Raw genomic sequence first — 14050 nt, forward strand, 5'->3', positions numbered from 1 at the left:
GGCCCCGCAGTTTCCTCAACGTACGGGGGCCATCTCGATGATTCCCGGACGTCGGGATTTCCACCCTGTCCGGAGGTCTCGTTCCGGGTACCCGCTCAGCCGCCGGACAGGACCCTGACCAGGTCTTCCGCGGTGCGACAGCGGTCCAGGAGCTCCTTGACGTGATTACGCGTTCCGCGAAGCGGTTCCAGGGTTGGAACGCGCTGCAGAGAGTCCCGCCCCGGCAGGTCGAAGATCACCGAGTCCCAGGAGGCCGCGGCGACGTCGTCGGCGTACTGCTCGAGGCAGCGGCCCCGGAAGTACGCGCGGGTGTCCTCCGGCGGCTTCGTACGGGCCCGCTCGACGTCGGACTCGTCCAGGAGGCGCTTGATCCTGCCGCGGGCGGCGAGACGGTTGTAGAGGCCCTTCTCGGCCCGTACGTCGGCGTACTGGAGGTCGAGGAGGTGGAGCTTGGCGGCGTCCCAGTCGAGGTCGTCGCGGCGCCGGTAGCCCTCCATGAGCTCGCGCTTGGCGACCCAGTCCAGTTCGCCCGCGAGGCTCATGGGGTCGTTCTCGAGCCGGTTGAGAGTGTCCTCCCAGCGGGCCAGGACGTCCTTGGTCTGTTCGTCGGCGTCCGCGCCGAAGCGCTCCTCCACGTACTTGCGGGACAGCTCGAAGTACTCCATCTGCAGTTGGACCGCGGTGAGTGTGCGGCCGCTGCGGAGGGTGACCAGGCGCTGGAGTGTCGGGTCGTGGGAGACCTGGTGGAGGGTGCGTACGGGCTGGTCCACGGCCAGGTCGACGGCGATGAAGCCGTCCTCGATCATGGACAGGACCAGGGCGGTCGTACCGAGCTTGAGGTAGGTGGAGATCTCCGAGAGGTTCGCGTCGCCGATGATCACGTGGAGGCGGCGGTACTTCTCGGCGTCCGCGTGCGGCTCGTCGCGGGTGTTGATGATGGGGCGCTTGAGGGTGGTCTCGAGGCCGACCTCGACCTCGAAGTAGTCGGCGCGCTGGCTGATCTGGAAGCCGTGTTCGTGGCCGTCCTGGCCGATGCCGACGCGGCCGGCTCCGGCGAAGACCTGGCGGGAGACGAAGAAGGGCGTGAGGTGGCGCACGATGTCCGAGAAGGGGGTTTCCCGCTTCATCAGGTAGTTCTCGTGTGTGCCGTAGGAGGCGCCCTTGTTGTCGGTGTTGTTCTTGTAGAGGTGGATCGGCTGGGCGCCGGGGAGCTGGGCCGCGCGTTCGGCGGCTTCGGCCATGATGCGTTCGCCGGCTTTGTCCCAGAGGACTGCGTCGCGTGGGTTGGTGACCTCGGGGGCGCTGTACTCGGGGTGTGCGTGGTCGACGTACAGGCGTGCGCCGTTGGTGAGGATGACGTTGGCGAGGCCGATGTCCTCGTCGGTGAGCTGGCTGGAGTCGGCGGTTTCGCGGGCGAGGTCGAAGCCCCGCGCGTCCCGCAGCGGGTTCTCCTCCTCGAAGTCCCAGCGGGCCCGTCGGGCCCGGTGCATCGCCGCCGCGTAGGCGTTGACGATCTGGGACGAGGTGAGCATGGCATTGGCGTTGGGGTGGCCGGGGACGGAGATCCCGTACTCCGTCTCGATGCCCATTACTCGCCGTACAGTCATGCGGCCCTCCTTGCCCGGCGGCGCCCTCGGTCGGGGGCGGCGCTCAAGTACCGCTGGCGCTCCGGTGCGTGTGCGGTGCCCGTCCCCGCACTGCGCGACTCGGCGGTACCGAAGAGCCTAGAACGGCTTTGCGCTGGTGGGGAGATCATTTGCGTCATTGCCTTGCACGCCTCTTGTTCCGGTTAGTTGCCTGAAAAACAGTCGGCTGCGGGTACCCGGTGAGGGCACCCGCAGCCGCCCTGCTTTTACAGGTACTGACCGGTGTTGGCCACCGTGTCGATGGAGCGTCCGGTGTCGGCACCCTGCTTTCCGGTGATGAGGGTACGGATGTAGACGATCCGTTCGCCCTTCTTTCCGGAGATCCGGGCCCAGTCGTCCGGGTTGGTGGTGTTGGGCAGGTCCTCGTTCTCCTTGAACTCGTCCACGCAGGCCTGGAGGAGGTGGGAGACGCGAAGGCCCTTGGCGTTGTGGTCGAGGAAGTCCTTGATCGCCATTTTCTTGGCGCGGCCCACGATGTTCTCGATCATGGCGCCGGAGTTGAAGTCCTTGAAGTAGAGGACTTCCTTGTCGCCGTTGGCGTAGGTGACTTCCAGGAAGCGGTTTTCCTCGGATTCGGCGTACATGTGTTCCACGGCGGTCTGGATCATGCTCTGGACCGTGGTGGTCCGGTTGCCGCCGTGCTCGCCGACGTCGTCGGAGTGCAGCGGGAGGCGTTCGGTCAGGTACTTGCCGAAGATGTCCTTGGCGGCCTCGGCGTCGGGACGCTCGATCTTGATCTTCACGTCCAGGCGGCCGGGGCGCAGGATGGCGGGGTCGATCATGTCCTCGCGGTTGGAGGCGCCGATCACGACCACGTTCTGCAGGCCTTCCACGCCGTCGATCTCGGCGAGCAGCTGGGGGACGATGGTGTTCTCCACGTCCGAGCTGACACCGGAGCCGCGGGTGCGGAAGAGGGATTCCATCTCGTCGAAGAAGACGATGACGGGGGTGCCCTCGGAGGCCTTCTCACGTGCGCGCTGGAAGACGAGGCGGATTTGCCGCTCGGTCTCGCCGACGTACTTGTTGAGGAGTTCGGGGCCCTTGATGTTGAGGAAGAAGCTCTTGCCGGTGGCTTGGCCGGTGACTTCGGCGACCTTCTTGGCCAGCGAGTTGGCGACGGCTTTGGCGATGAGTGTCTTGCCGCATCCGGGGGGCCCGTAGAGCAGCACGCCCTTGGGCGGCCGCAGTTCGTGCTCCTTGAACAGGTCGGGGTAGAGGTACGGGAGCTCGACCGCGTCGCGGATGGCCTCGATCTGGCCGCCGAGACCGCCGATCTGCTCGTAGCCGATGTCGGGGACCTCTTCGAGGACGAGTTCCTCGACCTCGCTCTTGGGAACGACTTCGTAGACGTATCCGGATCGGGGTTCGAGGAGCAGGGCGTCGCCGGGGCGGATGACTACGTCCAGGAGTGGCTCGGCGAGCCGGACCACCCTTTCCTCGTCGGTGTGTCCCTGCACGAGTGCGCGTTCGCCGTCCTCGAGGATTTCCTTGAGGGTGACGATGTCGCCGACGCTCTCGAACTCCATGGCCTCGACCACGTTGAGTGCTTCGTTGAGCATCAGTTCCTGGCCGCGCCGGAGTTCTTCGAGTTCGACGCTGGGGCTGACGTTCACGCGGAGTTTGCGTCCTCCGGTGAAGATGTCGGCGGTGCCGTCCTCGTTGGCCTGCAGGAAGACTCCGAAGCCGGCCGGGGGCTGTGCGAGCCGGTCGACTTCTTCCTTGAGGGCCACGATCTGGTCGCGGGCCTCGCGGAGCGTGTTGGCGAGTCGTTCGTTCTGGGCGGACACGCCGGCCAGATTGGTCTGCAGTTCGACGATCCGCTCTTCGAGAATTCTCGTGTGCCGCGGAGAGTCGGCGAGCTTGCGTCGCAGGACGGCGATCTCCTGCTCAAGGTAGGCAATCTGCCCGGCCGGGTCGTCGGACCCTCGTCCCGGGCGGATGCCGCGGTTCATGTCGTCGTCGTGGGCTGCCACGGTCCTCACCTCCTCCAAGGGGAGCTGGACGCTTCCAGACCCTACCTGGGTGGGTGTCGATTGAAACCCCTAGATCACTATGAGTGTCAAGGTGTGTCGTCGGTCACCCTGCGCCATCCCTCTACGCCGTGTGGATACCCAGTGAACGTGCTTCAGAAGCGGACTGTTCCAAGGTCGGAGTGCTCGAAATCTTCCACGGTGGGCTGGAGTTGCCCACAGCGTCGCCGGTCGGGGGCCCGTGGAACTGGGGCTCGGGCGTCCGCGGCGGGCTCCAGCGGGGCTGCGGTCCGGCTCGATCGCGTCTTGAGTTCGTTGACGGAGCGTGTACGGACGGGCGGGGCGTGTCACGGTCCGGGGCGCCTTTGGCGGGGCCGTCGGGCGCGGGTGGCCGGGGGTAGGGTCGTGGGTGTTCAGCACCCGATGGGGCAGGAGACATGAGCGTGCAGCAGGAAGCTGTGGCCGACGGTGAGGCTCTCGAGGTCTGGATCGATCAGGATCTCTGTACCGGCGACGGCATCTGTGCGCAGTACGCGCCCGAGGTGTTCGAGCTGGACATCGATGGTCTGGCCTATGTGAAGGGCGCGGGCGACGAGCTGCTGCAAGCAAAGGGCGCGACGACGCCGGTGCCGCTGCCGTTGCTGACCGACGTGGTGGACTCGGCCAAGGAGTGTCCCGGCGAGTGCATTCATGTGCGCCGGGTGTCGGATCTGGTCGAGGTGTACGGGCCCGAGGCGGACTGAGTCGTCGGGTGCCCCTCGTGCGTATCAGACGCTGTGGGCGCCTGCGGGTGTGGAGCGGAGGAAGGTGCCGTTCTTCCACTGCCACTTGGCGCTCGTGGTGACGTCGGGGCAGCAACTGGGTACGGAGTCCGAGGAGTAGCCGACCATGTCGGCGGTGACCGTCGCGTCGGAGACCGTGAGGGTGTTGACGGTGACGCGGTCCTTGGGGTTCACGAGGGTCGCCACGACGCGGGGGGTTGTGGCGTCGGCGGCCTGGGTGAGGACGTAGACGCCGTCGGGTGGGGTGCCCATGGGGGCGTCGCAGTGGACGACTGCCACGGTTTCGGGCCTGCCGTCGCCGTCGAGGTCGCCGGTGGCTTTCTTCATCACGAGTGCCTTGACCGGGCCGCATTCGATCGGGAAGTCGATGTGGGCGGGGTCGGGGGCGGTGACGGTGGCGGGGGCGCTGTGTGACTGGGGGCCGGCGGCCTGGGCGGCGGTGGCCGGATTCGGTTGGAGTACCGAGGAGAGGGCTATGACGCCGGCGACTGCTGTGGCGGTGGCGACCCAGTGGATGGGGCGGGTGTGGGTGTGAGCGAGTTCCGGGACCGCGGATTGCTGCACTGAGGGTGACTCCCGAGAGGGCTGGTGCCGGTGGGGGTGGCCAGCATGCTGCCACAAGGCTCGGCGTGGCGGAACGGCGGGGTCGGTGCTTGTCGGCTCGCGGCCTTGCGTTTTCTGGTGCGGTGTCAAGGAAAAAGCGCCGTGGCCGAGTTCCGGACGGCTGTCGGGAACTCGGCCACGGCGCGGTTGCGTTGTGTGGGGCTGGGGGCCGCCTCAGCGGCCGGAGCCGCCGTCGGCGTTCGGACCGGTGTAGTCCTCGCCGTAGGCGCCCTTTGCGGGGCGGCGGCGGCGCATGGGCGGCTCGACGCCGTCGGCGAGGCGGCGGGCGGTGAGGAGGAAGCCGGTGTGGCCGATCATCCGGTGGTCCGGGCGGACGGCCAGGCCTTCGACATGCCAGTTGCGGATCATCGTCTCCCAGGAGGTCGGCTCGTTGAAGCAGCCGATCTCGCGGATGGATTCGACGGTCCGGGCAAGCTGCGTGGTGGTCGCCACGTAGCAGCACAGGATGCCGCCGGGGACGAGTGCCTTGGAGACGGCCTCGAGGCATTCCCAGGGGGCGAGCATGTCGAGGATGACGCGGTCGACGTCGGTGTCGGACAGGTTGTCCTGGAGGTCGCCGACGGTGAGCTGCCAGGCGGGGTGCGGGCCGCCGAAGTAGCGCTCGACGTTCTGTTGGGCGATCTCGGCGAAGTCCTCGCGGCGCTCGTAGCTGTGCAGCATGCCCTGGTCGCCGATGGCGCGCAGCAGGAAGCTGCTGAGCGAGCCGGAGCCGACGCCGGCTTCGACGACGCGTGCGCCGGGGAAGATGTCGGCGAAGGCGAGGATCTGCCCCGCGTCCTTCGGGTAGACGACGGCTGCCCCGCGGGGCATGGACAGGACGTAGTCGGGGAGCAGGGGGCGCAGCGCGAGGTAGGCGACGTTCCCGGTGGTGCGGACAACGCTGCCCTCGGGAGCACCGATCAGTTCGTCGTGGGGGAAGGAACCCTTGTGGGTGTGGAAGTTCTTCCCGGCCTCGAGCGTGAACGTGTAGTGGCGGCCCTTGGGGTCGGTCAGCTGAACCTGGTCCCCGACCTTGAAGGGCCCGCGCCTGCGGGCGGCACCGGTCGGTTCGGACATGTGAACAGACTACCGGGGTTTGTGGGGGGCGCCGACCACGGGGAGTTCAGCTGGGGCGGGCCATGGCCTTGACGAAGGCGCGCTCGACGTCGGCGGCGGACAGGACGCCGTAGATCTCTCCGGTCTCCTCGACCACCAGGTATTCGGTGGCGGGGGTGGCGCGCAGGGTGTCCAGGAGGTCTTCGCCGGCGAGTTCGACGGAGACGCGCATGCCGTCGGTGAGGTCTTGGGCGAGGCCGCTGACGGCGACCCAGGGGCGGCGGTGTTCGGGGACGCCGACGATGGCGGCCTCGCGGACGAGGGAGAGGGGTTCGCCGTCGGCGTCGACGACGACGAGGGCGCGGGCGCCGGCTTCGTTGGCGCGGCGCAGGGCTTCCGAGAGGGGGGTATTGGTCTCGACGGGGACGGCGCGGCGGGTGAGGTTGCGGGCGCGCAGTTCGGGGAGGTGTTCGCGCAGGCGGGCCATGCGGAGGCTGTTGCCGGCGCCGGTCCAGATGATCGCGGCGAGGATGGCGGCGAGCAGGGCGTCCATCACGGTGTCCATGCCGACGTTGTCCTCGGCGTTGGAGCCGAGTGCCCCGGACTGGGTGAGCAGGGGGAGGCCGATGAGGACGCAGACGGCGAGGGCGCGGCCGACCCAGGCGGCGGCGATGGTGCCGCTCATGGGTTTGCCGGTGATCTTCCAGACGACCGCGCGGAGCATGCGGCCGCCGTCGAGGGGCAGGCCGGGCAGGAGGTTGAAGCCGGCCACGATGAGGTTGGAGATCATCAGGCCGGCCAGCAGGACGCCGGGGACGGTGCCGGGTTCCACGGGCTGCATGGCGAGGTAGAAGAGGCCGGCGAGGACGAGGGAGAGGAGGGGGCCGACGAAGGCCAGGACGAATTCCCGGCCCGGGGTCTCGGCTTCTTTCTCGATCTCGGAGACGCCGCCGAAGAACTGGAGCTGGATGCGGCGTACGGGCAGTTTGAAGCGGAGGGCGGCGACGGTGTGGGCGAGTTCGTGCACGAGCACGGAGGCGTAGAAGGCGACCGCGAAGAAGAGTGATACGAGGTAGCGGGCGGCTCCGAGTTCGGGCAGGACGCGGTCCAGTTGGCCGCCGAAGACCCAGGTGATGAGGGCGGCGACGAGGAACCAGCTGGGTGCGACGTACACGGGTACGCCGAAGGGGCGTCCCATGAGGAGTCCGCCGCCGGGGTCCTTCTGGCGGCGGGGCGGGCGGCCCTTGGCGGTGCCGGAGTGGGCGAGGGTGCGGTCGGGGTGGGTGTGGGGGGCGTCGGCGGGAGGGGCGTGGGGGTCCTCGGGGGCTCTTTCCGTGCCGTCTCCGTCGGCGGCGGGGTGCTCCGGGGTGTGCTGCGGCGGGGTGGCGTCGGTGGAGGGCCGTTCCGCCTCGTCGGGCGTGGTGTCCTCGCGTGAGGCGGGAGCCTTTGCGGAGGGTGTCGTCGCGGCGGTCTCCGCGGTCTCGCTGTCGTGCTTCGGCGTGTCCGCGGTGTCTTCCTCGGAGCGGACGGCGGCAGCGGCGGCCTTGGTGCCCTGCTCGGGGGCGTCCGCGTCGGGGTGTTCGGGGTCGGCAGTGGGGGCCGCAGGGCCTGCGTGGTGGTGGGCCGGCTCGTCGTTGCCGGACCGCGGGTGCCCGCTCCCGCCGCTCTCGTCCACGGTTTCCCCTCGTTCGAAGCGTCTTCCGCGCCTGCCGGCGGAAGGGTCTCGGGTCGATGGTATGCGGCGGTCGTCACGCGTTCCGCCTCGGCACCCCCTCTGTTTTCTCTGTTGTCGCGGGCGTCTCGGGCGCGACTGGGTCACTGTCAGTGGTGGGCCGTAAGGTCTGGGGTCATGGAGACGAGCACAGAGGGCGCGGCCGACACCCCCGGCGGCGGGATCGCGGAAGTGGTTCCGCCGGTCCCGGACGAGCAGGCGACGACGCGGGAGGCGGCGGGCACGGCGGCCGTCGTCGAGGCGCGTGTCGCCATAGCGCCCGCGTCGCTGTCGCCCTCGCGTGCCAGTGACTTCATGCAGTGCCCGCTGCTGTACCGGTTCCGGGTGATCGACCGGCTGCCGGAGAAGCCGAGCGAGGCGGCGACGCGGGGCACGTTGGTGCATGCGGTCCTCGAGCGGCTCTTCGACGCCCCGGCGGCGGAGCGGACGCCGCCGCGGGCCAAGTCGCTCATCCCGGGTCAGTGGGACCGGCTGCGGGAGACCCGGCCGGAGGTCGTGGAGCTGTTCGCGGACGATCCGGAGGGTGAGCGGCTGGCGCGGTGGCTGGGTGAGGCCGAGCAGCTCGTGGAGCGGTGGTTCGGTCTGGAGGACCCGACGCGGCTGGAGCCGGCCGAGCGTGAGCTGTTCGTGGAGGCCGTGCTGGACTCGGGGCTGAAGCTGCGCGGGATCATCGACCGGGTGGATGTGGCGCCGACGGGGGATGTCCGCATCGTCGACTACAAGACCGGCAAGGCGCCCAGGCCGGAGTACGCCGAGGGTGCTCTGTTCCAGATGAAGTTCTACGCCCTGGTGGTCTGGCGGCTGAAGAACGTGATCCCGCGCCGTCTTCAGCTCGTCTACCTCGGCAGTGGTGACGTGTTGACGTACGACCCGGTCCTCGCCGACCTGGAGCGTGTCGAGCGCAAGCTGCTCGCGCTGTGGGAGGCGATCCGGGAGGCGACGGAGACGGGTGACTGGCGCCCCCGGCCCACCAAGCTGTGCGGCTGGTGCGATCACCAGGCCCACTGCCCGGAGTTCGGTGGCACTCCCCCGCCGTATCCGCTGGCGGTGAGGGCGGCCGAGTCCGGTGACGGCTCACAGGGCAGAATGGGCCCGGACTAGGCGAAGGAGACTTACGTGGCCATCCGCGTCCTACTGGTCGACGACCAGCCGCTGCTGCGCACCGGCTTCCGGATGATCCTGGAGGCCGAGCAGGACATCGCTGTGGTCGGCGAGGCCGGTGACGGGCTCCAGGCGCTCGACCAGGTGCGGGCCTTGCAGCCCGATGTGGTCCTGATGGACATCCGCATGCCGCGGATGGACGGTGTGGAGGCGACCCGGCAGATCACCGGACCCGGGCGGGACGGCCCGGCGAAGGTGTTGGTGCTGACCACTTTCGATCTCGACGAGTACGTGGTGGAGGCGCTCCGGGCGGGGGCCAGCGGCTTTCTGCTCAAGGACGCCCCGGCCAACGAGCTGGTGCAGGCGATCCGGGTGGTCGCCGCCGGTGAGGCGATGCTCGCGCCGAGCATCACGCGCCGGCTGCTCGACAAGTACGCCACGCATCTGCCCTCGGGCGACGACCCCGTCCCGGACACCTTGCACACGCTCACCGACCGTGAGGTCGAGGTGCTGAAGCTGGTGGCGCGTGGGCTGTCCAATGCCGAGATCGCCGCGGACCTGTTCGTGAGCGAGACCACGGTGAAGACGCATGTGGGTCACGTCCTCACCAAGCTGGGGCTGCGCGACCGGGTGCAGGCGGCGGTGTACGCGTACGAGAGCGGTCTGGTGCGCCCCGGCGCGCAGTAGGAGCACGTCGTAGAACGGCTGAGGGCGCCTCTTGGCGAGAAGAGGCGCCCTTCGTCGTGTCCGGAGGTCCGGTGTCAGCCCTTGCTGATCTCCCAGAAGCGGAAGACCGTCGAGGCGTCGAGGCAGTACTCCAGGCCGTAGACGTTGTCGCGGACGACCGCGTACTGCTTGGCCTGCCAGAGCGGGAGGACCGGGAGCTCCTCGGCGACCAGGTCCTGGAGGCGGCCGTAGTCGTTGTCGGTCGCGGCGCGGTCGCTCTGGGCGGCTGTGCGCGGGATGAGGGCGCCGGTGATCGTTTTGTTGTCGTAGTTGTTGGCCAGCACGTTGCCCTTGCCGAAGAAGGGGGCCGTGAAGTTGTCGGGGTCCGGGTAGTCGGGCACCCAGCCCTTGACGTAGACGCCGTACTTGCCGTCGGCGATGTCCTTCTCGTACTGCTCGAAGTCGACGGACTTGACGTCGGCGTCGAACAGGCCGCTCTTGTTGAGCTGTCCGGCGATCGCCTTGAGTTCCTGGTCGGTGGCCGGGCCGTAGCGGGTGGGGGTGGACCAGAGGGTCAGTTTGACCTTGCCGGTGATGCCGTCGGCGTTCAGGGCCGCGGCGGCCTTGGTCTTGGACGGGTTGGCGCCGTAGGTGTCGAAGAAGGCCGTGTTGTGGCCCGCGATACCGGCCGGGATGATCGAGTACAGCGAGGTGGCGGTGCCCTGGTAGACCTCGGTCATGAGGGCGTCGCGGTCGAGCAGGTAGGCGATCGCCTTGCGGACGCCGAGCTGTCCGGCGACCGGGTCGTTCATGTTGAAGACCAGGTGCTGGACCTCGGCGCTGGTGCCGTCGACGAGTTCGACGCCCGCGTCGGTTCCGGCGGCCTCGATGTCGGCGATGTCGCTCGCGCTGAGGCCTCGGTAGGCGATGTCGATCTTGTTGTCGATCAGGGCCTGCTTGAGCTCGTCCTGTTTGCCGTGGAAGAACTTCAGGGTGACGCCGGAGTTCTGCACGTCGGCGGTGCCCTTGTAGTTCTCGTTGACGGAGAAGACGGCCTCGTCGTCGCCGAAGGAGTCCAGCTTGTAGGGGCCGGAGCCGACCGCCTCGCCGTCCTTGCGCAGTCCGTCGGCGTCGTACTGCTGGTGGTCGACGATGGAACCGGCACCGGAGGCGATCTTGCTCGGAAAGGTGGCGTCGGGCGTGTTCAGCTTGAAGACGACCGTCTTCTCGTCCGGCGTCTCGACCTTTTCGAGCATGGGGAACATGATCGCGGGACCGGCGTCGTCGTTGATCTTCAGCAGGCGGTCGAAGGAGAACTTCACGTCCTCCGAGGTGAGGGAGTCACCGTTGCTGAACTGCAGGCCGTCCTTGAGCGTGCATGTGTAGACCGTGGTCCCGGTGTCGCTGAACTCGCAGCTCTCCGCGGCCTCGGGCTCGGGCTCCGTGCCGCCCTTGGGGAAGCTCAGCAGCGACTGGAAGACGTTGTTGAACAACAGCCAGGATCCGGGGTCGTAGCCGGAGGCGGGGTCGGTGGCCAGGACGTCGTCCGACATCCCCATCACCACGCTGGAGCCGTCGCTCCCCGAGCCCCCGTTCTCCGTACCGCAGCCGGTCAGCAGGCCGGAGGCCAGCCCCGCCAGCATCGGCAGGACCGGCCACTGGTTACGCATGTTCACTTGCGGATGCCTTGTCGTCGGTTGGCGAATCCCGGGGCCGTCGTCCACGGCCCGGGCAGGGGTCGGATCAGCCGCTCACGCCACGGCTGAGCTCCCACAGCTGAAGGGTCGAGGAGGAGTTGAGGACATAGGCGGTGCCGGTGACGTCGTCGCGGGCGGCGACGTACTGCTTGCCCTGCCACAGCGGCAGCACGGGGACGTCGTCGGCGACGATGTCCTGGATGTCCGTCAGGCTGCTGGTGGCGGACAGCCGGTCGGCCTCGCGACGGGACTCCGGGATCAGGGTGTTGCGGATCTCGCTGTTGGCGTACGGCGAGCCGAGGAAGTTGTCCTTGTCGAGGAACGGCGCGATGTAGTTGTCGGCGTCCGGGAAGTCGGGGAACCAGCCCATCCCGTAGACGTCGTACTTGCCCTTCTGCTCGGCGGGGCGGAAGGTCGCCCAGGGCGCGCCCTTGATGCTGACGTCGAACAGGCCGCTGTCGTTGAGCTGCTTCTGCAGCTGCTCGAACTCGTTCTTGGTGGCGGCGCCGTAGTGGTCCGTCGTGTAGTGCAGGGTCAGCTTGACCGGGGTGGTGATGCTCGCCCTTGTCAGCAGCGCCTGGGCCTTGGCCTTGCTCGGGTCGCCGTACTTGTTGAAGAACGAGTTGGAGTGGCCGGTGATGCTCGCCGGGACCAGCGAGTACAGCGGCTCGGCCTCGGAGCCGTAGACCTTGGAGACGAGTTCGCTGCGGTTGACGATCTGGGCCATCGCCTGGCGCACGGCCTTGGTCTTGACGGTCGCGGCGTTGGTGTTGAAGGCCAGGTAGCGGATCTCCAGGCCGGGCATCTCGACGAGGTCGACGTCGTCGTCCGAGGAGAGGGAGAGCTTCTCGATCTGTTCCGGCGACATGGTGCGGGACATGACGTCGATGTCACCGTCGTTCAGGGCGGTGCCCATGGCGTCGGCGTCCTCGAAGGAGCGCAGCTCGACCTTGTCGTTGTTCACCTTCAGCGTCCCCGTGTAGTGGGGGTTCTTGGTGAACACGGCGTCGACGAGTTCGTCGTTCTTGACGTCGGCCGACATGGTGTACGGGCCGGAGCCGTCGACGTCGAAGCCGTCGCGCAGCTTGCCGCGCTGGTAGTCGTCAGGGTTGACGATGCCGGCGACGGGGGTCGACAGCTTGTACGGGAACGTGGCGTCGGCCGTCTTGAGGTGGAAGATCACCTCGCGGTCGCCCTTGGTCTCGACGGTGTCGATGGTGGACAGCAGGGCGAAGACACCGCTGTCGGCCTTGAGGGAACGGGCGCGGTCGATGGAGTACTTGACGTCCTCGGCCGTGATGGCGTCGCCGTTCGCGAACTGCAGGTCCTTGCGCAGGGTGCAGGCGTAGCGCTCGTTGCCGGTGTCGGTGAAGCGGCAGCTCTCGGCGGCCTCGGGCACGGGTTCGCCCTCGCCGCGCGGCTGGATCATCAGGGTCTGCACGGTCTGGCGCAGGATGTTCCAGGTGCCGACGTCGTAGGCGTACGCCGGGTCGAGGGGCGCGGGGGCTTCCTGCGAGGCGGTGAACCGGTCCGTGGTGCCGACGACGATTCCGTCCCCGCCGCCACTGCCGCCGTCGGACCCGCCGCACGCGGCGAGTACCGGCGCGAGCAGACCGATGACGGCCGGCAGCACCAAAGTCTTGCGGTTCATGCTCGAGTTTCTCCAGAGCTGTTGAGTCCGTGTACCCGGCATGCATGGGTGGTGCGGCGGATCACGGGGGTTTCGTCGATGTTCTCGCGACGAGATTAGTCCGCGCCCGCACGAGGGTTGGCGGCCACCGGAGTTGAGCTGCCATCACGCAGCGAAACCGGGCGTGGACGCATTGAAAACCCGACAGGGGAAGGATTCGTGCACGGTCCCATCAATCGGGACACAAGGGCACGCGCAAGCCGCCCGAACCGGGCGTCGATGCACACACCTCATCGAGTGTCGATCCCCCGTCGCGTGGGGAACGTCACATCATCAACGGTTTGTTCCCGTACCGGAATTCGGCCATCCATCGAGCCGCGAATTCCTTTGCGTGCGGGCCTGGGAAATGCGGCCTCTATCGGTGCCGCACGCTGGGTGAACGCTCAGCGCATTTCCGTCATCAGACCGCGCAGAAATGCCAGGTCCACCTCCTCGAGGGAGGTGACGACGGTGCGCCGGGCGGCCGGGGCGATGGGGGCGACCGAGGGCACGGCCACGACATGGCAGCCCGCGGCCTCGGCCGCCGCGATACCGGTAGCGGTGTCCTCCACGACCGCGCATCTGGCCGGATCGGCGCCGAGACCGGCGGCGGCGAAGAGGTACGGGTCGGGGTGCGGCTTGGTCCGGGCCACCTCGTCCCCCGCCACCGTGAGGGCGAAGTTCTGCGGGCCGAGCGTGGTGAGCACCCGGTCGATGATGCGCCGGTGCGAGGCGGAGACCAGGGCCGTGGGGATCTCGTACTCGGCGAGCTCGGCCAGCAGCCGGGCGGCGCCCGGCATCAGCGGCAGGTGGCGGCCGATGCGGTCCTCGAACCCCTGGTTGAGCAGCACGGACAGCTCGGCGAGGGTGATGTCGGCGCCGGTGGCCTCGATCAGGAACCCCGCGCTGCGGGTCATGGGGCCGCCGACCACGACATGGCGCCATGAGTCGTCGAGGGTGTGGCCGAGGCCGGCGAAGACTTCGACCTCGACGTCCCACCAGAACCCCTCGGTGTCCACGAGGGTGCCGTCCATGTCGAGGAGCACCGCCTGCAGGGCTGAGCCTTCGGCCGTACGGGTTACTGGCGCGGGGACCGTGCTGGTCATCCTGGCGCACCTCCTTGAGGGA

11 protein-coding genes are annotated in these 14050 nt (G+C 68.4%); 3 read left to right on the forward strand and 8 right to left on the reverse strand.

The features are described 5' to 3' along the window. Positions 1–95 precede the first annotated feature (95 nt). Positions 96–1607 (reverse strand): depupylase/deamidase Dop, encoded by a 1512-nt coding sequence (dop, locus tag OG381_RS11805; protein WP_351686644.1) that lies wholly within the window; start codon positions 1605–1607, stop codon positions 96–98. A gap of 245 nt (positions 1608–1852) precedes the next feature. Then, positions 1853–3619, reverse strand: coding sequence for a proteasome ATPase (gene arc, locus OG381_RS11810; RefSeq protein ID WP_307032994.1), 1767 nt, complete (start codon positions 3617–3619; stop codon positions 1853–1855). 434 nt (positions 3620–4053) lie between these two features. On the opposite strand from arc, the gene OG381_RS11815 reads away from it, so the two are divergent. Beyond that, positions 4054–4359, forward strand: coding sequence for a ferredoxin (locus OG381_RS11815; RefSeq protein ID WP_046261812.1), 306 nt, complete (start codon positions 4054–4056; stop codon positions 4357–4359). Positions 4360–4383: 24 nt separating this feature from the next. Here the strand turns inward: OG381_RS11815 and OG381_RS11820 are convergent, their stop codons facing one another. From OG381_RS11820 to OG381_RS11830, 3 genes are all read right to left on the reverse strand, one after another. Beyond that, a complete protein-coding gene (locus OG381_RS11820) occupies positions 4384–4962 on the reverse strand; it encodes a hypothetical protein (protein ID WP_327716059.1) in 579 nt (192 codons plus the stop codon). A 213-nt stretch (positions 4963–5175) separates the two neighbouring features. Beyond that, positions 5176–6078 carry a tRNA (adenine-N1)-methyltransferase gene (locus OG381_RS11825; RefSeq protein ID WP_327716060.1) on the reverse strand — a complete coding sequence of 301 codons (903 nt, stop codon included), beginning with the start codon at positions 6076–6078 and terminating at the stop codon, positions 5176–5178. A 46-nt stretch (positions 6079–6124) separates the two neighbouring features. Then, entirely contained in the window at positions 6125–7732 is a 1608-nt protein-coding gene (locus OG381_RS11830; RefSeq protein ID WP_327716061.1) for a site-2 protease family protein, read from the reverse strand. 174 nt (positions 7733–7906) lie between these two features. On the opposite strand from OG381_RS11830, the gene OG381_RS11835 reads away from it, so the two are divergent. Continuing rightward, positions 7907–8890, forward strand: a complete 984-nt coding sequence (locus OG381_RS11835) for a RecB family exonuclease (protein WP_327716062.1) — start codon at positions 7907–7909, stop codon at positions 8888–8890. Positions 8891–8905: 15 nt separating this feature from the next. Then, on the forward strand, positions 8906–9577 hold the full coding sequence (locus tag OG381_RS11840) for a response regulator (protein ID WP_046263744.1): 672 nt from the start codon (positions 8906–8908) through the stop codon (positions 9575–9577). A 74-nt stretch (positions 9578–9651) separates the two neighbouring features. Here OG381_RS11840 and OG381_RS11845 read toward each other — a convergent pair whose 3' ends face one another. From OG381_RS11845 to OG381_RS11855, 3 genes are all read right to left on the reverse strand, one after another. After that, entirely contained in the window at positions 9652–11232 is a 1581-nt protein-coding gene (locus OG381_RS11845; protein ID WP_327716063.1) for an ABC transporter substrate-binding protein, read from the reverse strand. A 67-nt stretch (positions 11233–11299) separates the two neighbouring features. Further along, positions 11300–12904 carry an ABC transporter substrate-binding protein gene (locus OG381_RS11850; RefSeq protein ID WP_327716064.1) on the reverse strand — a complete coding sequence of 535 codons (1605 nt, stop codon included), beginning with the start codon at positions 12902–12904 and terminating at the stop codon, positions 11300–11302. Between the two features lie 422 nt (positions 12905–13326). Then, the gene (locus tag OG381_RS11855; protein ID WP_327716065.1) at positions 13327–14028 is read right to left on the reverse strand and encodes an HAD family hydrolase; all 702 of its coding nucleotides are present in this window, start codon (positions 14026–14028) and stop codon (positions 13327–13329) included. Positions 14029–14050 lie beyond the last annotated feature (22 nt).

This window comes from Streptomyces sp. NBC_00490 (assembly GCF_036013645.1).
In the GTDB taxonomy this organism is placed as follows: Bacteria; Actinomycetota; Actinomycetes; order Streptomycetales; family Streptomycetaceae; genus Streptomyces; species Streptomyces canus_F.